Raw genomic sequence first — 19105 nt, 5'->3', positions numbered from 1 at the left:
TTTGTTAAATAGCGATAAATCTATAATATAGGTCAAGACATGCCACCTAAACTTCACCTAGATACAAAAGAACGCCTTCTCCGCAGTGCAGAGGAGTTGTTTGTAGAGCGTGGCATCAACGCGGTCTCAATGCGGGAGATTAATCGCCATGCCGGGCAGCGCAACGCGTCTTCGCTGCATTATCATTTTGTGTCCCGCACCAAGCTCGTGGAGGCGCTGATTGACTGGAGGATGCCGCCGGTTGATGCGCGGCGCCTGGAAATGCTGGAACGCTTTGAGGCTACCCCTGCCGCTGAAAAATACCGCAAGCTGACGGAAGCGATCGTACTGCCCCTGGCCGAGACAATGTTCGAACGTAATCCGCCTAATCGCTGGATCCGGTTGCAGGCGCGGATCTATGAGCTGGACAGTTTTGACTTCAGCGCCGTCTTCCATGGCAAGGGGTATAATCGAGGCTTGCTGGTGGTACGGCAGATTCAAGCCGAACTGTCGCCGGATTTGCCCCAGCTCGTCCGTGACCAAAGGCTGATGTTTGCCATTCGTATGTCGGTCTATTCCTTGGCGGATTGGTTGCGTGGGGTGCTGCGGATGCAGAGCATGATCATCGTTGACGATCTCAACATATTTCTGGGCAATTTGCTGGATGTTATGCAGGCCAACCTTTTTGCTCCCATCACGCCGTTTACGCTACCGCCGGCATTATGGGACGGGCAGGGCGTGCCTCATACCAAATAATCGCAGCCGGTATTGAGCTGGTAGCGTGATCCCTTATCCCTGGAGAACCGGGATATTTGCGGTGTCATTTGGTCTTTTTTTGTGAAATGACAATCATCAGGGTGTTTTTGCTCAATATCTGCGATTAGTACAAAAATATATTGTTTCGTGGTAGGGACGCTATCGTGACTGTAATGACATGGTTTGCCGCCATGCTGTATCCAGTCTTTATGATTGATTTGAGCAATATGTGATTGAGCATCTGGATTGTCCTGAATGACGCGTGATGATCGTTTGGAATGGGTTAAAATGTTCGAACAGACCGGGCATGCCGGGCTGGTTTGCGACCGATTTGGCATTTCGCGCCCAACTTTGCGCAAATGGGTGCTTCGTTACCGTCAGTATGGGCTGGATGGCTTAGACGAAAAGAGCCGCCGTCCGACCTCATCTCCTAATCAGAAAGTTTTTGAGCGGGAAGAGGCGCTTATCCTGGAATTGCGCCGCAAGCAGGGGCTGGGCGTCGCGCGTCTGCGCGAAGAGCTGAACAGTCGGCATGGGTTGGATTTGTCGATCGACACCATCGCCAAGGTGCTTCGCCGTGCGGGGGAGCCAGCCAAACGCCCGCTAGGCTCGAAAAAGAAGCCTGATGCCATGGCATTGCGGACAATCAACCACGCTAGCTGGTTGGGCTGTCAGGCGCCCCGTCCTGATGGAGGAAGCGGTGCAGCCAGCAATGTGGCTTCAGCGGCTATTGCGGCTTTAATTTCCCGGGGGGACTTCAAACCTGGCCAAAAACTGAGCGAGGCGGTGTTGATGCGCAAGCTGCTGCTCAGCCGTGCTCAGGTCCGGGAGGGGTTGAAATATCTGGCGCTGGGCGGGGTCGTGCGGCTGGAGCGTAATCGTGGCGCCTTTGTCGCCATGCCCTCGCCGGATGAGGTGGAACAAGCTTATGCCGCGCGGCGGCTGATCGAGCGAGAGATTGTCGAGAGCCTCAGCCGTCATTGCACCGAGGAGGGTATCCGCAAATTACGTAGCCACCTCGATTTGCAGATGGAGGCGCTGAAAAGCGGGGATCGCGGGCAACTGGTCTGGTTACTCACGGAATTTCACCGCGTTCTGGCCTCCTTGGGGGACAATCGGGCGTTGGAAGGATTCGTGCAGAATTTGACCGACAAAACCTCTTTAGCCACGCTGTTATACGATCTGCAGGAAGACCCGGCCCGCGGCGTCAAAGACCATGCGGCTCTGATTGATCTTCTGGAGCGCGGCGACGCGCAGGGTGCCAGCGCCTTGATGCAGCGGCACTTGTCCACCAACCAGCGCCGCTTAATCGAGGCGAGCGCGGTGGTTCGCGGAACCGCTGAGCCAGGGGATTAAACAGCGCGCTTGCGGAACAGCCATCCGGCGGCGGCAAGGCTGACGCAGGCCAAGGCGGCCATGGCGGCATAGTCGGGCATCAGCATGGCAAAGCTGGGCTGCCCCAGAAAACAGTCACGGACGACATCCAGCACATAACGCATGGGGTTCAGCCATGTCAGATATTGCACGGCCACGGGCATATTGGCGATGGGCGTGGCAAAGCCGGAAAGAATGATGGACGGCACCATGAACAAAAAGGCGCCGAGCAGCGCTTGCTGCTGGGTGGTGGCGAGGGAAGAGATCATCAATCCGATGCCGGTAACCGCGGCGGTAAACAGAAACATGCCGGTATAAAGCTGTGCTAGCCCGCCCTCCAGGGGCACGTCAAACCAGAAATGCGTCGCGAGGATCACAACACTACCCTCAACCAGGCCAATAACCAGCCCGGGAAGGCTTTTGCCGATCAGGATATCTAGCGGGCGGAGCGGCGTGACCAGGATTTGATCGAATGTTCCAGCCTCGCGTTCTCGCGCGACGGAAAGCCCGACCACAAGCAGGGTGATAACCTGGGTCAGCAAGGCCACGATGCCAGGGATGATGAACCAGTGAGAATCAAGGTTGGGGTTGTAGAGCGCGCGCGACACCAGCCGGGCCAGCGGTGCCACGCCGCCGTGGCTTTTGCTCCATTCTTCGCTGGCGCTTGTAATAATGTCATTGGCATAGCCAAGGATCAGCAGGGCGCTGTTGGAGTTGCGACCATCGACGATAATCTGCACGGGAGCTGGCCGGTTGGTGAGCAGGTCGCGCGTATAGCGCGGGTCGATATCCAGGACCATATCGACCTTACGGGAATCAATCAGGCTGCGGATGCGTTCAGGGCTGTGCAACACCGCGACCTGCTGGAAGGTGGGCGAGCCGGCAAAATCAGCCACTAGGTCCCGTGAATAGGAGGATTGGTCCTGGTCATAAACGGCAAATGGCACATGGTTGAGGTCGAAGCTGGCGGCGTAGCCAAACACCATGAGCTGAATGAGCGGCGGGCCAATCAGCACCGCGCGGCTTTTGGAATCGCGCAGGATGGTGAGGAATTCTTTGACAATTAGGGCGAGGAGACGGGCGAGCATGGGGTCAGTCCAGCCGTTTATGAGCTGTGAGCCGTGCGGCGCCCAGGAACAGTACGGCCATAATCAGTAGTGCGGCGAGATTAGGCAGCAGTACAGACCACACCGTGCCGGCCAGAAAGAGCGTCTGCAGTATGGCAACAAAATAACGCGCCGCGACAATATGAGTAATGATCCGGATAGGTAGCGGCATGCTGGAGATGTCGAAAATAAAGCCTGACAGGATAAAAGCGGGCAGGAATGTGGTGATGATGGCGATCTGCCCCGCAACGAATTGGTTTTTCGCGACATTGGAGATCAGCAGCCCCATGCCCAGCGAGGCCAGCATGAACAACGCGGAGGCCAGCCCCAGCACAATCAGTGAGCCTAGCAGCGGCACGCCAAACAAAAACACCGCGATCAAAACCGAGACCACCATGCCGCCCATGCCCAGTAAGAAATAAGGCACGATTTTCGAGGCTAGAATCTCGTGCATGCTCACCTTGGTGACCATCAACGCTTCCATAGTGCCGCGTTCCCACTCCCGGGCAACCACCAGCGCGGTCAATAGGGCGCCAGTCAGGGTCATGATCACGGCGATCAACCCCGGCACTAGATAATCCCGGCTGCGGACGGCCGGGTTGAACCAGATACGTGGCTCGACGGCGATGGGCGTCGGGTTGGCCACACCCGCCAGTGCCGCCTGCCGTGCGACCCATCCAGCCCAGCTTTGCTGAACATAATTTTCGATCAGCCGGGCATTGTTGGCGTCGATTCCATTGACGTACAACCCGATGGGCGGGCTTTGCCCCGTACTCAGTTTGCGGGCGAAGTCGCTGCGCAACCAGAGGAAACCGTCAATCTGCCGTTGAGCCAGGGCCTGCGCGGCCGCAGGCTCATTGGCGAAATCGCGCGGGTTAAAATAAGGCGACTGGCGGAAGGAGGCGGTAAAGCTGGAGGCCGCCACGCTGGGTGCATCCACCACCAGCCCCAGCCGTACATGGCGTGCATCAAGCGACACGCCGTAGCCGAACAACAGCAACAGCAAGGCAGGCAGGATGAAGGCGATGGCGATGGAGGACGGGTCGCGCAGAATTTGCAGACTTTCCTTGCGGATCAGACCGCGCAACCGCATCAGCGGCTCGTTCATGCGGCTTGTTCCTGGCCGCTATCGGCATGGATAAGGGCGATGAACGCATCCTCCATGGTCGGGTCCGGCAATGCAGATGAGCGGGCGGCGTGCTTGAGGGCTTCGGAGGTGCCGGTGGCCAGGATCCGCCCTTGAGCCATGATAACCAGATGGTCGCAATATTCCGCTTCGTCCATGAAATGAGTGGTCACCAGCACGGTCACGCCGCCTTCGGCCAGGGCGTTGATGCGTTGCCAAAACTCGCGCCGTGCCAGAGGGTCCACGCCGGAGGTTGGCTCGTCCAGAAACAGGATGTCAGGTTCATGCATCAGCGCGCAGGCCAGGGCCAGGCGTTGCTTGAAACCAAGCGGCAAGTCGCGACTGGTGGCGTCGGCAAAGGGAGCGAGTTCAAACTCGCTGAGCGCCCAGTTGATACGCTCGTTACGCCGCGCGCCGCGCAGCCCGTAGGCGGCGGCGAAGAAGTGGAGGTTCTGCAAGACGCTCAAGTCGCCATAAAGCGAGAATTTCTGTGCCATATAGCCAAGCCGCCCGCGCGCGGCGGCGGCGGCGCGGCGCAGATCGTATCCATCCACTTTCAACTGCCCGCCCGTGGCTGGCAGCAACCCGCACAACATACGGAATGTGGTGGACTTGCCCGCACCATTGGCACCCAAAAGGCCGAAAATCTCGCCACGTTTCACGGTAAAGCTGATGTCGTCAACCGCCGTGAAGGCGCCGAAGCGTTTGGTTAAATGCGCAACCTCGATGGCAGCCCGCATGGCCGTGGATGAGCCGCCGCTTGGTGGCGGGGATAAGGCAGCGCGAGGCTTGGCGCCGTTCTGGGCCCGTAAGAGATCCACGAACCGGTCCTCAAACCGCGGCGCTACGGGGGACAAAGCCAGTCCACTGACGCCCGGCGGCTGGATAGTCTCCGGTGTGGTGCCTTCATCAAGCACCAGCCGCACCGCTTCGCCCTGGATGAGCGCGTCAGTGACACCCGGTGTAGCGGTTAGAACAGCTTGCAGCGCACGCTTTGGAACACCGGGCGCATGAGCGTGGAAACTGCGTCCGGCCATGGTCTGGGTAAAAGCTTCCGGCTGCCCGGAACCAATCAACTGGCCTTCATGGAGCAGCAAAACCTCATCGCAACGCTCGGCTTCATCAAGATAAGCGGTGGAGAGCAGCACGCTCATCCCGGCTTGGCGCACCAGATGATCGACAATCTGCCAAAGTTCCCGGCGTGAAACCGGATCAACACCGACGGTTGGCTCGTCCAGCAGCAACAGCCGTGGGGGGCGGATGAGCGTGCAGGCCAACCCCAGCTTCTGCTTCATGCCGCCTGAAAGCCGCCCGGCGAGACGGGAGGTGAAAGGCGCCAGCCCGGTCATGTGCAGCAACTCTGTATAGCTGGCCGAGCGGTCAGCTTGCGGCACGCCGTTCAGGTCAGCATAGAGATCAAGATTCTCCTGTACCGTCAGATCTTCATACAGCCCGAACCGCTGGGGCATATACGAGATCATGCCCTGCACCTTGAGCGCTTCGGTGCTCACATCTGTGCCAAATACCTCGATCCGCCCTTCATCAAGGCTTAGCAGCCCGGCAACCAGACGCATGAGAGTGGTTTTGCCCGCGCCATCCGGCCCGATCAGCCCGGTCACCAGGCCCGGGCTTGTTTCGGCGTGTACGTCCCCTAAAGCGGTGATCTCCCGCTTAGCGATACGAAACCGTTTGGTGACGCCAGCCAGCCGTAAAGGCGTCGCGGCCGGTTCAGGGGGCGCTGGCATGTTGGCCATCGCAAACATCAGCACCGCGCGCCGCGCCCTGGCCTTGGTCGGAGGCGAGATTGATGGAGACGGTCGCGGGCATACCTAGTTGCAACTGTCCATCCGGCGCGCAGGCATAGATGCGAAGCTGGTACACAAGCTGGGCCCGCAGATCGGGTGTCTCGACGGTTTTGGGGGTGAATTCGGCGGTTGGTGAGATATACCCCACCCAGCCGCGATAAATCTTGCCCGGATAAGAGTCGGTGGTGATGTTAGCTTCCTGGCCGGGATGGACGCGCCCCAACTCGGCTTCCGGCACATAGGCCCGCACCCAGATGGGGTTGGTGAGAGCAATGATATAAACCGGCGTGGATGGCGCGGTCATGTCGCCTGGTTCCTGCACCCGTTCCTCGATAATGCCGTCAGAGGGTGCGTATAGCTTGGTGTCCTGTTCCTGCCGGGCGGCCAGGGCAGCGTTGGCTTTTGCCTCGTCATAGGCGGCTTGGGCAGCGGCGATATCCTCGGTGCGCGGGCCTTTCACGGCGAGGATATACGCCTGTTTGGCGGCTTCATAATTCTGCCGGGCGTTCAGAAACGCGGCGCGGGCGTCGTCGCGCTGCTGGATGGTCGCCGCCCCTCCCGGTGTGAGAGTGGCATAGCGGCGGTAATTTGCCTGATTATTTTGGTAAACCGCCTCCAGCGCGTCCATCTGCGCCTTGGCCTGGGCGATTTGCTCTGGCCGTGATCCGGCCAGAAGTGCCGCCAGAATCTGCTTCTGGTTGGCCGCGCGGGCATTGGCGGCGATCAGCGCATCGGTGAAGCGGCTATCATCCAACGTGGCGAGCAACTCACCTTTATGGACCTTGTCACCCTCCTGAACCAGGAGCTGCTGAATGCGGCCTGAATCATAAAAGGCCGCATTGATCTCACGGATATCAACATTACCGTACAGCGTGAGCCGATCTCCGGGGGGAGAGGCACGCCAGTGCAGATAGGCGATGCCCCCCACACCGGCAACCACAACCACTGCTGCGACCAGACTCAGCTTTTTGCGCTTACCTTCCATAATTCTGCTTCGATCATGCCCGGATGAGGTCTGACAATGTTAAATATCAAATATTTTGATCAAATAACGATCAGGCGGGTGGGGTAAACGGGTCACGGAAGGCGTTTGAGGGCAAGGTCTGAATCGAAGCAGGCAAACGTCGTCATGGCAACGGTGGCTGAGTAGTCCATGGTGTGCAGCGCATTCGCAACACCATGCCAGTTCACCTCGCCGGTGCCAAGTTCTATCGGGCCGGTATCCTCCTGCGGGGAGGTTTTTGCTCCGTAGACCAGGCCGAAGCCTTGTCAAGGTGTCGTGAGGTTTGATTTCGGCACAAGGATGATCCTGGCGCTTGACCCTTCATATTGACGACCATGACAGTGCGTATGAGAGTGCTGAGGCAGTTTTTTAATATATTTTCTGTGTCCCATCAGAGACCGTTCCGCTGAAGGGATCATAGCCTCAAGAAGCGGAGGATGGCGTGACGAAAACAATAGCCTATGTCTCGAATGCCGAGAGTAAAGACATTTATGTGTTCGAAATGAATGCGGAAACCGGCACGCTCAGCCAGATCGAAATTGTACCGGTCACCGGTACGGCTTTGCCATCTCCCACCAGCCTGCCAATGGCGATGAGCCCGGATCACCAATATCTCTATGCCGCGCTGCGCAGTCCGCCTTTCACCGCGTCTAGCTTCCAGGTTGATCCTGAGAGTGGGCGGCTCGCATTGATGAACACCACGCCCTTGCTCTGCCCCATGGCCTATATCGTCACAGACCGCACCGGGCAATTTTTGCTCGCTGCGTCGTACACGGACGCCAAAATTGCCATTTATCCTATCGATGAGGATGGCCGGATTGACGGCAAAGCGGTGCAGGTTCTGGAAACCGGGCCGAATGCCCATAGCATTCTGGTAGATGACGCCAACCGTTTTGCCTACAGCGCCATTCTGGGGGCGGACCATGTGATGCAGTTTTTGTTCGATCCCGAACAAGGCGTGCTGACGCCAAATAACCCGCCGGTGATTGCGGCTCGGCCTCATGCCGGGCCCAGGCATCTTGCCTTTCATCCGCATGGCCGTTTTCTCTACATGCTTAACCAGACAGATGCGACAATCGTCGCCTACAGGATGGAGCCGGGGTCGGGCGTCCTCGCCGAGATCGAAACAGTCACGACATTGCCCGCGCATTTTCTGGGGGAGGCGAACGCGGCTGACCTTCATATCACGCCGGACGGGCGTTTCCTTTATTCCAGCGAACGCCAGACCAGTACTCTGGCGGGTTTTAAAATCGACGCGGCAAGCGGTTTCCTGGTGCCAATCGGCAGATGGACGACCGAAACCACACCGCGTGGCTTTGCCATTGACCCGCGTGGTCGGTTTTTGCTCTCGGCCGGGCTGGATTCAAACCAGGTCAGTGTACATGCCATCAATCAGGACGATGGCAGTTTAAGTTTGCAAGCTCAGTATCCCGTTGGGGGAATGCCGAACTGGATCGAGATTATCGACCTGCTATAAACTGTCGCCTGCCCCGTAGGGCAGGCGAGGGACGCCGCTAATGGCTGTCGCGGGGAATGCCTTTGGTCTGGGCGATTCTCTGATAAGCCACGGCGGGTTCCAGCACTGCGCCGGTATCCATCTGGCCGACAATGCCGCGCTGGATCTCCTGCCAGGGCGTCTGGTGCGCGGGATATTGATATCCTCCCGCCGCCTCCAACGCTTGGCGCCGGACTTCGAGTTCCTCCTCGGAGATCAAGATATCAGCGCTGCCGCGCTTCAGGTCGATCCGCACCCGGTCGCCCATACGCAGTAGGGCCAAGCCACCTCCCACGGCTGCTTCGGGTGAAGCGTTCAGGATAGAGGGCGAACCCGAGGTGCCGGATTGCCGCCCATCACCCACGCAGGGCAGGGAACTGACGCCCGCTTTGATCAGGTAATCAGGTGCCCGCATGTTCACCACTTCCGCCGTGCCGGGGTACCCAATCGGCCCGGCGCCACGCATGAACAGGATGCAGTTGGCGTCGATGTTCAGGGCCGGGTCATCAATACTGGCATGATATTCCTCCGGCCCGTCAAACACGATGGCACGGCCCTCGAAGGCATCCGGGTCTTCCGGGTTGGAGAGGTAACGGGTGCGGAACTCCTCCGAAATCACGCTGGTTTTCATGATCGCCGAGGTAAAGAGGTTACCACGCAACACGCGGAATCCGGCTTTTTCCTTCAAGGGGCGCTCGAAGGGGCGGATCACCGCTTCGTTTGTAATTTCCGCGTCCCGGCAGTTCTCGCCCAGGCTGCGGCCATTCACGGTTGGCGCCTCCTCATGGATCAACCCATATCGCATCAACTGGTTTACCACCGCTGGCACGCCGCCCGCGTGATAATAATCCTCGCCCAGATATTCCCCCGCAGGCTGAAGATTAACCAGCAGGGGTAACTCCTCTCCAAAATTCTGCCAATCATCGATCGACAACTCAACGCCGATATGACGCGCTAGCGCATTGAGATGGATCGGCGCGTTAGTGGAGCCGCCAATGGCGGTGTTTACCCGGATGGCGTTAATGAAAGCCTCGCGGGTGAGAATGTCAGATGGCTTCAGATCCTCCCGGACCATTTCAACAATCCGCAGTCCAGTGAGATATGCCATCTCCTGCCGGTCACGGTAAGGGGCGGGGATAGCGGCGGAACCGGGCAGTTGCATCCCCAGCGCTTCAGTCAGGGAGTTCATGGTCGTCGCCGTGCCCATTGTGTTGCAATAGCCGGTTGACGGTGCTGAGGACGCGACAAGTTTGATGAACCCGGCCTCGTCGATCTCGCCTTTCGCCAACAACTCACGCGCCTTCCAGACAATCGTGCCGGACCCGGTGCGCTCACCACGGAACCAACCATTTAGCATTGGTCCAACAGACAGAGCGATGGCGGGAATATTTACCGTCGCAGCCGCCATCAGGCAGGCAGGGGTGGTTTTGTCGCAACCAATGGTCAGCACCACGCCATCCAGCGGGTAGCCGTAAAGCAGTTCCACCAGCCCCAGATAAGCAAGATTACGGTCCAGTCCCGGGGCGGGGCGCTTGCCGGTCTCCTGTATCGGATGCACTGGAAACTCTAGCGGAATCCCACCCGCCTCGCGGATACCCTCTTTCACCCGCGTGGCGAGTTCAAGATGATGCCGGTTACACGGGGAGAGATCTGACCCGGTTTGCGCGATGCCGATAATCGGCCGTCCGTCCTGCAACTCTTTCTGGCTTATGCCGAAATTCATATAGCGCTCGATATGCAGCGCCGTCATGTCAGGATTAGCGGGGTCGTTAAACCAGGCACGGGAGCGCAGCTGAGGTGTCTTGGAGCTCATAATGATTCTCCATTGAAAGCGGAAAGAGTGAGAAAACGCGGATGGTGTGCGGTCATGTGCTTAGCGCCCCCAACGCAGTACGAGCGGGTTCAGCCGCCGGGCCAAGTCAAGCAGCAAGGCGCGGTCCGCCGGGTGTACGGGCGGTGTTGGGTGGCGCAGCGTGTCGTGAGCGATCACGCCACCCTCCTGCATTAAAATCTTGGCGGTGGCGAAACCGCATTGTCGGTTTTCCCAGTTGATCAGTGGCAGCCAACGTTCATAAGCGCTCATCGCCGCTTCGCGGTTGCCGGCAAACCAGGGATCGATAATCTGACGGATGCCATCCGGAAAGCCGCCGCCTGTCATGGCGCCGGTGGCGCCCGCTTCGAGGTCGGCCATCAGGGTAATGGCTTCCTCGCCGTCCCAAGGGCCTAGAATGTGGGTGCCACCGGCTTCAATCAACCCGCGCAGCTTGGCCGCAGCCCGCGGCACCTCGATTTTGAAATAGGACAGATTCTCGATTTCTTTGGCCATGCGGGCCAAAAACGGGACAGAAAGCGGCGTGCCTGCCACCGGCGCATCCTGCACCATCACGGGAATGGAGATGGCGTCTGACACGGTTTGGAAGAATTCGAATATCTGCGGTTCGGCGGCGCGGAATGTGGCGCCGTGATAAGGCGGCATCACCATTACCATCGCCGCGCCCACGTCCTGCGCCTGACGCGATCGCGCGGCGCAGACCGCGCTGCTGAAATGGCTGGTGGTGACGATAACAGGCACTCGTCCAGCCACATGCTCGAGAACCGTGATCATGACCTGTTCGCGCTCCGCATCCGTTAGCGCGAATTGTTCGGAGAAATTCGCCAGGATGCAGAGCCCGTGCGAACCTGCATCGATCATGAAATCAATGGCGCGTTTCTGCCCTTCAAGGTCCAGCGCGCCCTGCGCATTGAACACCGTCGGGGCGACAGGAAAGACGCCGCGATAAGGCTGCGGCTGAGCGGGAGAGGTCATGATGGTAATCCTGCTGTTACTGCGCGGCGGCGCGGTATTCGCGTTTCACGATATCGAGCAGTTCCAGCACCGACGTATCGGCGGAGCGCCCTTCGAAGGTGCAGGTGCCCCGTTGAACCATCATCACTTTATCGGCTACGTCGAGCGTTTGCGCGTAATTATGCGCGATCATAATTAGCGACACATCACCGCGCGCCTTCAAGCGTTCAATCAGCGCGATAATCATGCCCGCCTCGCGTGCACCCATGGCGGCCAGGGGCTCATCCAGCAGCAGTACGCGGGCGTTGGAGGACACGGCGCGAGCAATGGCGATCGCCTGGCGTTGTCCGCCGGAGAGCATGCCCACCTCCTCATCCACGGAGGGAACATTTACTCCGATATCTTCCAGCGCGGCGGCGGCGCGCTCACGCATTTCCTTATGGTTCAGGAAGGGCGAGGCGCCATGGCGCACCTCGCGGTTCAAGAACATGTTGTGATATACAGAGAGCGTGTTGACCAGTGCCAAATCCTGATACACGCACTCAATGCCAAAGCTGCGGGCATGATCGACCGAGGTGAACTCCACCTGCTCGCCCTTGACCAGCAACTCACCCGTTGTGGGGGCGTGATAGCCTGACAAAATCTTCATCAGGGTCGATTTGCCCGCACCGTTATCGCCGAGAATGCCAAGCATTTCGCCGGGCTTTAGCGTCAGGGAGATACCGTGCAGCGCCTGCACCCGTCCAAAACGCTTGGTGATATTACGCGCCTCCAGCGCATGATTCGTGTCGCTCATGTCAGATACGGCTCCGGCGGCGCCAAGCCGCGAATTGGACGTTGGAGATCATGGTGATGAGGATGGCCGCGCCGGTGATGATGTCGAACGTGAAGGCATTGATGCCAAGCAACGTAAACCCATCCTGAAGAATACCAAGCACAGCTGCACCGAACAGACCGCCCAGAATGGTCCCTGAGCCACCGAGCAGCGAGGTGCCGCCGATAACAGCCGAAGCAATGGCAAGGAACATGACATTCGCGCCGCCGGCATTCGGGTCGATGGAGGTGACGTGGAACGCGTTGAGAATACCAGCGAAACCGCCCAGCACGCTACACATCATGAAATTGCCGATCTTGATGCGGCGGATATGGATACCCGCTTCCGCGGCCCCAGTGGGATTGCCGCCTGCAGCCACCGTATGCAGGCCCCAGCGGGTGTGGCGCAGCATGATATGCATTGCCAGGGCTATGCCCACCGCCCAGAGAATTTCGCTATATTCCCAGCCGCCGAGAATAACGCCTGTTATACCGTCCGGCGTATCAAGCGGGAAACCACCGCTGATTGTCAGCGTCAACCCGTTGAACAACAGCATGGCGCCCAGCGTGGTGATGAAGGAGGGCACCCCAAATCGTACGGTAATAACACCAATGCAAAAGCCCAGAAAGGCGGAAACCAATAAGGCCACTACAACACCCAGCACCACCGGCAAGCCCGCCACGATGGCGAAATGCATGATGAAAGGCGCCAGGGCAAACACCTGCCCAACGGAAAGATCCACCTCACCCGAAATCAGCAGCATGATTTCGCCGCAGGCAATAAGCGTCCAGGGAGCAAAGAACTGGCTCACCGTCTGCATGTTGGCGTTGGTGAAGAAGTCCGGTGTTAGGCTCTGGAAGGTGATGATCAGAATAATACCAACCAGAAGAATGCTTGCCTCCGGCTTGCGGAGCAGTAAGGCAAGTAAACCTTTTGTTTTCTTGTTCACGCTATTTTCATCCCAAATTCAAGATTTACCTGCCTTGACTGGATCAGCTCGCGATCGGCCCGGAGCGGGGGACGATCTGAGGTTTGGAGCTGTTACCCTCGTAACGGGTCGCGGTGTTCAAGTACGGATCAACCGTTTCCTTCGTCACGAATTTCAGACCTGTATTGATATTCGCCGGACCAACCAGCCCCCCGGAGGCCAGGAACATCACCATCTCCATCACCGTGTAGAAGCCCTGCAGATAAGGCTGCTGGTCAATGGTGAAATCGAGAACGCCTTCATGGATGGATTGTAGGGTGCGGGGCACTAGGTCGAAACCGCCACCATGAACCCCCTTGGCGGCCAAGTTGAATTCCTTCATTACTTGGCCGATGCTTTGCGTGGATCCGGCGTCCACCGCGAACATGCCTTTCACATCCTGGTGGCCGAGATAATAGGCTTTGATCTTCGGCAGTTCTTCATCAATAGTCGCGCCGGTGGCGATTTCCTCATACGTAATTGGCTTGCCGGACGCCTTGATCGCGGCGGCGGCGCCATCAATACGCGGTTGAATATTCAGCTGACCCGGCGTTGCAATGAACAGCGCCACATGGCCGGACCCAACCAGTTCCACGACCTTCTGCCCCATCTCGTAGCCGGATTTGTAAAGATCCTGGCCGATATAAGCGAGACGCTCATTACCGCTATTGGCGGGGGCGTCAGCGTTATAGGAGAAAACCGGGATACCGGCCTTCAACGCGGCGGCGGTGGGGGCGTTGAAAGCCTTGGGGTCGACAATGGCGATGGCAATGGCATCGGCTTTGCCAGCAATCGCGGCATCCATCGCATTCACCATCTCGCCCACCACGGCGGTCTCGGAGCCGGTCCACTGATAATCGCAGCCGAAAAAGGCGCAAGCATCATGAATGCCATATTGTGTCGGCACAAAGAACGGGTTGGTGGTGACGTGATTCACAAAAACCAGCTTCCAGCGCTTATGCTTTGGCAAGGGGCTGGGATCCGCTGCCTGAGCGGTCTTGGTCATGGCGGCCATACCGGCGGCAGCGGCCAGCAGAGCGGGGCCGCCCTGAACCATCATGCGCCGTTTGACGTTCAGAAGCCCTTCGGTCTTCTTGTCTTCATCCATCCTGGCTATCCTCTCCATTTGGTTTTTTACTAGATGCAGGCGCGTGTTTTTTAGTCAGTTCAGCTTGGCCGCCTGTCCGCCACGCGAAGGATTTTAAAATCCGTATGATATATGTCAAATATTTTAAAAGAGCATTTTCATATTGTTTTTGTTATCGGTCGTTTGCGGTTCAGCCCGCGAAAAGCGGAGCGGGCAGGCCCTCAATGTCAGGGGCCAGTTCAAACAGGCCGCCCGCCAATGGTTCTCCTTTTTGCCGTTCCGAGCTCAATCCAATCGCAGCGGTGGTGACAAACAGCCGGTCCAGATTCGCTCCGCCAAAGCAGCAGCTTGTCACTTGCGAAACAGGCAGCGCCAGGGTGCGGTCTAACACACCTTCCGGCGTGAACCGGCTCACCCGTCCGCCGCCCCAATGCGCAACCCATAATCCACCTTTGGCATCGACAGTCATGCCATCGGGAAACCCATCCGCGTCAGTAAAGCGGATAAAGGGCATGCGCGGTCCAACCGTGCCGTCATGATGTCGCGGATAACGATAGATGGTCCGTGCGGCAGAGTCGGTGTGGTAGATGGTACGTCCGTCCGGCGCGAAGGCCGGACCATTGGCGATGGTGAAGCCTGTATCGATCCGCAAGACCGAAAAATCCGGCAATATGCGATAGAAGGCTCCGCTGGGTGCGGCCTCGTTATCATCCATGGTGCCGAACCAGATTGTGCCATCGGCATCAATTTTGGCATCGTTCAGCCGGTTACCGGGCTTGTCTGGCTCTACGCGCAGGCGCGGGGTAAAGACCAGTTCCGGGTCCAGGCTTAATTCTCCAATTTCATGCCGTGTACCCGCAACCCAGCCGCCTGCGCGGCGCGGCAGGACCCAGGCCAGATTATCATGAAACGACCAGCGCTGTACCGCGCCGTCTTCCGGCTTGTAGCGGTTGAGCCGGCGGCCTTTAATATCCACCCAATAGACCGCTTGCTCCGCAACATGCCAGACTGGGCCTTCGCCCAGCAACGCGCCTGCCGGGTCGCGCAACTGGGCCATGATCTCAGATCCAGCCGCCATCGACTGTGAATTCTTGCGCTGAGCAGGCGGCGCTGTCATCGGCGGCCAGGAACAAGGCCATGGCGGTGACATGGTCCGGCATCACCCGCTCCGGCAGGCATTGCTGGCGTGCGCGCTCGGCATCGGCTTCCGGCGTCAGCCACAAGGCAAGTTGGCGCTCGGTAATAATCCAACCGGGTACGATGGTATTGACGCGCACATTATAGGGGCCAAGATCTCGCGCCAGACCGCGCGTCAGCCCATGGATGGCGGCCTTCGCGGCGGTATAGGCTGGCATGCCGCCTTGCCCTTTCTTCCAGGAGGATGAGCCGAAATTAATGATGCTACCGGATTTACGCGCCTTCATCGACTCGGCCACGGCCTGGGCGGTGAAAAATTGCGGGCGCAGATTCACCGCCATCCGCTCATCCCAGAATTCCGGCGTCACCTCTTCGATCTTATGGCGCTGGTCGTTGGCGGCGTTGTTGACCAGCACATCAATCTCACCCAGCTCCGCTTGGGTCTGCGCGATGGTCGCGCGCAGCGCGGCAATGTCGCGCAGATCGCAAGGCAGATACAGCGGCTTGCGGCCGGTTTGCGCGCCAATCTGCTCAGCCAGGGCGCGGCTTGGTTCTTCCGCGATGTCAACAAACGCGACCTTTGCACCCTGAGCGGCAAATCCAGCGGTCAGCGAGGCGCCAATGCCGGTTCCGCCACCGGTGATATATACCACGCGGTCTTTCAGGCTAGGATAAATCGCCGTCAAAATTTGTGTCATTTCCTCTCCTTTTCTGACGGGCCGGTCCTGTGTGAAGCGTCCTGGAAGGCCGTCAGCTTTTCTGCGCGCCCTGACTGGGCAAGGTTGGGTAAGGCATCGCTGAGATAGCCGTCAAATGCTAATCTTTTGCTGTTTGATGCCGTTTTGAATATCTATTGGCACTCTTCCAGCGACTTTTCCCTCTCCCGGCGCGCTGCCAGCCCTAAAATCGCGTCATACATAATCTTCGCACCGGGGGAGAGCGGCCGTTCCGCCACGGTCAGCAGGCCGTAAGGCTGCAAAAAAACACGTTCAGGGAAATTCAGCATCCGCAACCGGCTCATGCCGGACATTAGCTTGGCCACATTCCATTCCAGTGACGTAATCGCATCGGACTGATTGACCATGATCAGAGACATCACGGCCGAGGTGGAATTGACGATGGAGCGCGGCATGGGCGTACCTGCTTCCAGAAACAGATGCTCAATCCGTTGCCGCAGCGGCGCGCCACGGGGTTGCAGCACCCACGGCCATTGCGCCAATTCCGCCATCGTCACGGCTTCCTTATTGGCGAGTGGATGCGTCTCCCGGCAGAGAAGATGCAGTTCTTCGCCCCAAAGTTGCTGGTAGGTGAATTGTTTGGGGTCATGATCCCCCGGAATCCGCGCCAGAGCGAAGTCGACTTCCCCTTCAAGCAGCTTCGGGGCGAGAACATCGCTGATATTATGCTCAACGGTGATCTGCAGCCCCGGATGATGCGCGCGCACTTCCTCAATGGCGTCCACCAGCAGTTCGATCATCGGCGCCATTACCGTACCTACCGTCACCATGCCGGTCTGGCCTTTGGTAAAGGCATTCACCTCGGTTGCAGCCTGGGTCAAAGTTCGCAGGGCGAGGCTACCATTGCGGATAAGAATTTCCCCTTGCACGGTTGGGGTCAGCCCGCGCGGATGCCGGTCAAACAACGGTTGTCCGAAAATAGCCTCCACCTCCGCCAGCAATTTGGAGGCCGCGGGCTGGGCAATGTTCATCCGTTCTGCCGCGCGGTGTAAATTGCGCTGCTCGTCAATGGCCAGCAATAATTGTAGATGTCGGAGCTTTAGGCGTGAACGTAGAAACCAATCAGGCATCAGGCCATGCGGCATCGGCTCAAAATCCCCGTTTTGGGGGAGGAACGAGTGGGTCCATGCGCGTTTCCAATTCCCCTTGTGATGCTTTTTTGTGATGAAATTGTTATCACGCATGACGAGTTTCATGCAATGTGATTATGAAGTGCGTCATATGCGGTTATGACGGCCTTTGCCCGCGCGGCAACGGTCGCAGCTTTGTCGCCGGGTTTATAAAGGCTGGAGCCGAGCCCAAAGAGCCGCACTCCGGCCCGCCAATAAGCTGGGAAATCCGCCTCTGCCACTCCTCCTACGGCGCCAATGGACGTATCGGGCGGCAAAATGGTGCGGATGGCGCCAATCCCCGCCGGTCCTAGCGTAACCGCCGGAAAGAATTTTAGCGCGGACGCTCCCCAGCGCAGGGCCTGCAACGCCTCTGTGGGGGTAAAAACACCTGGCATACTCACCAGCTTTTGCACAACAGCGGCAGTAAGCACGCTTTCATCCACATTCGGTGCCACAATTAGCCGCCCGCCAGCCTGTGCCACATCCCGCACAGATTCGGCGGACAGCACGGTTCCCGCACCGATCAGCACCGATTCACCAAGGCGTTTTGCTAGTTTTTCAACTGAGAGCAGCGGGCGGGGCGAATTTAAAGGCACCTCGATTGCCTCGAACCCGGCTTCGGCCAGAACTTTCCCCACCGGCTCCGCATCCTCTGGCGTCAGGCCCCGCAAAATTGCAATAAGTCCGCGCTTAAAAGCTGGCAGGGGGCAGGCGGGTGTGTCGTCGTGCATGGCTTAATCCTTGAATACGGCCGGGAATAAATGCCGTGCCGCGGCAAGCAGCCCGGCTAGGGTCAGGGTGTTAGCATCCAGAAGGCAAAAGCGGCGCTTGGCTTGGGTAAAGGCGTAGGCATAAAGCGGTGCCAAAGCACCGGCGGCTACCAGTGCAACCTCCTCAGTTTCCGGCAAGCCGTCCAACGCCGCGATCAGTTCCGCTCCGATTAGCAGGCCGGACAGCCGCGCGGCGGCGCTGGCCCCAGTCTGCCCCGCCAGCAATCCTGCGGCACGGATTTGAAATAATGTAAGCGGCAAAGTGCCCGGCTGCGTGAAGGATGTTTCCAGCCCCATCCCGAAGGCCGGGTCCTCCGGGGCGAAGCGCGTTTCACCCGCTATTACGTGTCGCAGAACCGAATCCCTTGATAGCAAGGCGAATAATTCGCCGGTCATCGCGGTGTGAAATTGCTGTATCTGCCCGTGGCTCGTGCGGACCCATTTGCTGTGCGTACCGGGTAGACAGACCGTGCCGGTCAATGACGGAGAAGTTGCGAGCAGGCCAATAAGCTGCGTTTCCTCGCCACGCATCACATCGGATGGTTGCGGCGCTTGCTGCGCAAGGCCGGGGAGTATTCTCACGTCTAACCCTTCGGCGGGAACGGTCACGGCTTGGACTAGACAGGCGTTTGGCGTGGCTGGAACATGCACATATCCCGCCTCGCGCCAACCTTGCCGCGCCCCGGCCATGCCGCAGATCACTACCGGCAGGGGCGTGGGGGATACGGGCATGTCCATGGCTTGCAGATGTCCTTGCAAAACCGCAGCAAAGCCGTCTGGCCCGAGGCCGTCTGCGCCTTGTGTGCTGGCTCTGTGGGCAAGCACAGTTCCAGCCTCATCCACAAGCCAGAGGCGCAAATTGCTGGTGCCCCAATCAGCCAGGAGGGCGTTGCCGCTCATCTGCGCGCTAAACCGGTAAAACAGGTATGAAGGCCGGAATGGTGGAACTGGGTGAAAATGCTCATTTCCTCATATTCATTTTGCTTATGGCTTGTTTTGGTGGCCGCTTATCGGCAGCTGAAATCGTCTGCTTGAACATTTTGGTAGGCGTG

At 58.6% G+C, this 19105-nt stretch carries 17 protein-coding genes; 3 read left to right on the top strand and 14 right to left on the bottom strand.

Going from position 1 to position 19105, the window contains the following annotated elements:
• Positions 1 to 39: 39 nt before the first annotated feature.
• Both BUB54_RS05035 and BUB54_RS05030 read left to right on the top strand, forming a co-directional pair.
• On the top strand, positions 40 to 735 hold the full coding sequence (locus BUB54_RS05035) for a TetR/AcrR family transcriptional regulator (RefSeq protein ID WP_082075577.1): 696 nt from the start codon (positions 40 to 42) through the stop codon (positions 733 to 735).
• Between the two features lie 255 nt (positions 736 to 990).
• Entirely contained in the window at positions 991 to 2091 is a 1101-nt protein-coding gene (locus BUB54_RS05030) for an FCD domain-containing protein (RefSeq protein ID WP_052948292.1), read from the top strand.
• On the opposite strand, the gene BUB54_RS05025 is transcribed toward BUB54_RS05030, so the two are convergent.
• The 4 genes from BUB54_RS05025 to BUB54_RS05010 are packed head-to-tail and all read right to left on the bottom strand — an operon-like array spanning position 2088 to position 7131.
• Positions 2088 to 3197, bottom strand: a complete 1110-nt coding sequence (locus BUB54_RS05025; RefSeq protein WP_048877630.1) for an ABC transporter permease — start codon at positions 3195 to 3197, stop codon at positions 2088 to 2090. The two genes, BUB54_RS05030 and BUB54_RS05025, sit on opposite strands and share 4 nt — an antisense overlap.
• A 4-nt stretch (positions 3198 to 3201) precedes the next feature.
• Positions 3202 to 4323, bottom strand: a complete 1122-nt coding sequence (locus BUB54_RS05020) for an ABC transporter permease (protein WP_048877629.1) — start codon at positions 4321 to 4323, stop codon at positions 3202 to 3204.
• Positions 4320 to 6104, bottom strand: coding sequence for an ATP-binding cassette domain-containing protein (locus tag BUB54_RS05015; protein ID WP_139284806.1), 1785 nt, complete (start codon positions 6102 to 6104; stop codon positions 4320 to 4322). The genes BUB54_RS05020 and BUB54_RS05015 overlap by 4 nt, the downstream gene beginning before the upstream one ends.
• Entirely contained in the window at positions 6070 to 7131 is a 1062-nt protein-coding gene (locus BUB54_RS05010; protein ID WP_048877628.1) for an efflux RND transporter periplasmic adaptor subunit, read from the bottom strand. The genes BUB54_RS05015 and BUB54_RS05010 overlap by 35 nt, the downstream gene beginning before the upstream one ends.
• Positions 7132 to 7591: 460 nt before the next feature.
• Here BUB54_RS05010 and BUB54_RS05005 point away from each other — a divergent pair, with 460 nt between their 5' ends.
• Positions 7592 to 8626, top strand: coding sequence for a lactonase family protein (locus tag BUB54_RS05005; protein ID WP_048877627.1), 1035 nt, complete (start codon positions 7592 to 7594; stop codon positions 8624 to 8626).
• A gap of 37 nt (positions 8627 to 8663) precedes the next feature.
• Here BUB54_RS05005 and BUB54_RS05000 read toward each other — a convergent pair whose 3' ends face one another.
• The 10 genes from BUB54_RS05000 to BUB54_RS04955 form a co-directional block, all read right to left on the bottom strand.
• Positions 8664 to 10457: an IlvD/Edd family dehydratase gene (locus BUB54_RS05000; protein ID WP_048877626.1), complete on the bottom strand. Its 1794-nt coding sequence runs from the start codon at positions 10455 to 10457 to the stop codon at positions 8664 to 8666.
• A 60-nt stretch (positions 10458 to 10517) separates the two neighbouring features.
• The gene (locus BUB54_RS04995) at positions 10518 to 11450 is read right to left on the bottom strand and encodes a dihydrodipicolinate synthase family protein (RefSeq protein WP_048877625.1); all 933 of its coding nucleotides are present in this window, start codon (positions 11448 to 11450) and stop codon (positions 10518 to 10520) included.
• Positions 11451 to 11466: 16 nt separating this feature from the next.
• Positions 11467 to 12225, bottom strand: coding sequence for an ATP-binding cassette domain-containing protein (locus BUB54_RS04990; RefSeq protein WP_048877624.1), 759 nt, complete (start codon positions 12223 to 12225; stop codon positions 11467 to 11469).
• 1 nt (position 12226) lies between these two features.
• Entirely contained in the window at positions 12227 to 13192 is a 966-nt protein-coding gene (locus BUB54_RS04985; RefSeq protein ID WP_048877623.1) for an ABC transporter permease, read from the bottom strand.
• Between the two features lie 43 nt (positions 13193 to 13235).
• Positions 13236 to 14318, bottom strand: coding sequence for a sugar ABC transporter substrate-binding protein (locus BUB54_RS04980; RefSeq protein WP_139284800.1), 1083 nt, complete (start codon positions 14316 to 14318; stop codon positions 13236 to 13238).
• Positions 14319 to 14487: 169 nt separating this feature from the next.
• On the bottom strand, positions 14488 to 15354 hold the full coding sequence (locus tag BUB54_RS04975) for an SMP-30/gluconolactonase/LRE family protein (protein ID WP_241869307.1): 867 nt from the start codon (positions 15352 to 15354) through the stop codon (positions 14488 to 14490).
• Between the two features lie 4 nt (positions 15355 to 15358).
• The gene (locus BUB54_RS04970) at positions 15359 to 16132 is read right to left on the bottom strand and encodes an SDR family NAD(P)-dependent oxidoreductase (protein ID WP_048877621.1); all 774 of its coding nucleotides are present in this window, start codon (positions 16130 to 16132) and stop codon (positions 15359 to 15361) included.
• A 152-nt stretch (positions 16133 to 16284) separates the two neighbouring features.
• Positions 16285 to 17256, bottom strand: coding sequence for a LysR family transcriptional regulator (locus tag BUB54_RS04965; RefSeq protein ID WP_241869306.1), 972 nt, complete (start codon positions 17254 to 17256; stop codon positions 16285 to 16287).
• A 107-nt stretch (positions 17257 to 17363) separates the two neighbouring features.
• Entirely contained in the window at positions 17364 to 18014 is a 651-nt protein-coding gene (locus tag BUB54_RS04960; protein ID WP_048877619.1) for a 2-dehydro-3-deoxy-6-phosphogalactonate aldolase, read from the bottom strand.
• A 3-nt stretch (positions 18015 to 18017) separates the two neighbouring features.
• The gene (locus BUB54_RS04955; protein ID WP_048877618.1) at positions 18018 to 18953 is read right to left on the bottom strand and encodes a 2-dehydro-3-deoxygalactonokinase; all 936 of its coding nucleotides are present in this window, start codon (positions 18951 to 18953) and stop codon (positions 18018 to 18020) included.
• Positions 18954 to 19105 lie beyond the last annotated feature (152 nt).

This window comes from Acidocella aminolytica 101 = DSM 11237 (assembly GCF_900129125.1).
Lineage (GTDB): Bacteria > Pseudomonadota > Alphaproteobacteria > Acetobacterales > Acetobacteraceae > Acidocella > Acidocella aminolytica.
The sequence above is the reverse complement of the archived record's forward strand: the minus strand, read 5'-3'. Positions and strand labels throughout refer to the sequence as shown.

Bases quoted from the DNA above. Each gene is read 5' to 3' on its own strand.
- BUB54_RS05035 (WP_082075577.1), top strand. From the start codon at position 40: ATGCCACCTAAACTTCACCTAGATACAAAAGAACGCCTTCTCCGCAGT.
- BUB54_RS05030 (WP_052948292.1), top strand. From the start codon at position 991: ATGACGCGTGATGATCGTTTGGAATGGGTTAAAATGTTCGAACAGACC.
- BUB54_RS05025 (WP_048877630.1), bottom strand. From the start codon at position 3,197: ATGCTCGCCCGTCTCCTCGCCCTAATTGTCAAAGAATTCCTCACCATC.
- BUB54_RS05020 (WP_048877629.1), bottom strand. From the start codon at position 4,323: ATGAACGAGCCGCTGATGCGGTTGCGCGGTCTGATCCGCAAGGAAAGT.
- BUB54_RS05015 (WP_139284806.1), bottom strand. From the start codon at position 6,104: ATGTTTGCGATGGCCAACATGCCAGCGCCCCCTGAACCGGCCGCGACG.
- BUB54_RS05010 (WP_048877628.1), bottom strand. From the start codon at position 7,131: ATGGAAGGTAAGCGCAAAAAGCTGAGTCTGGTCGCAGCAGTGGTTGTG.
- BUB54_RS05000 (WP_048877626.1), bottom strand. From the start codon at position 10,457: ATGAGCTCCAAGACACCTCAGCTGCGCTCCCGTGCCTGGTTTAACGAC.
- BUB54_RS04995 (WP_048877625.1), bottom strand. From the start codon at position 11,450: ATGACCTCTCCCGCTCAGCCGCAGCCTTATCGCGGCGTCTTTCCTGTC.
- BUB54_RS04990 (WP_048877624.1), bottom strand. From the start codon at position 12,225: ATGAGCGACACGAATCATGCGCTGGAGGCGCGTAATATCACCAAGCGT.
- BUB54_RS04980 (WP_139284800.1), bottom strand. From the start codon at position 14,318: ATGGATGAAGACAAGAAGACCGAAGGGCTTCTGAACGTCAAACGGCGC.
- BUB54_RS04975 (WP_241869307.1), bottom strand. From the start codon at position 15,354: ATGGCCCAGTTGCGCGACCCGGCAGGCGCGTTGCTGGGCGAAGGCCCA.
- BUB54_RS04970 (WP_048877621.1), bottom strand. From the start codon at position 16,132: ATGACACAAATTTTGACGGCGATTTATCCTAGCCTGAAAGACCGCGTG.
- BUB54_RS04965 (WP_241869306.1), bottom strand. From the start codon at position 17,256: ATGCCGCATGGCCTGATGCCTGATTGGTTTCTACGTTCACGCCTAAAG.
- BUB54_RS04960 (WP_048877619.1), bottom strand. From the start codon at position 18,014: ATGCACGACGACACACCCGCCTGCCCCCTGCCAGCTTTTAAGCGCGGA.
- BUB54_RS04955 (WP_048877618.1), bottom strand. From the start codon at position 18,953: ATGAGCGGCAACGCCCTCCTGGCTGATTGGGGCACCAGCAATTTGCGC.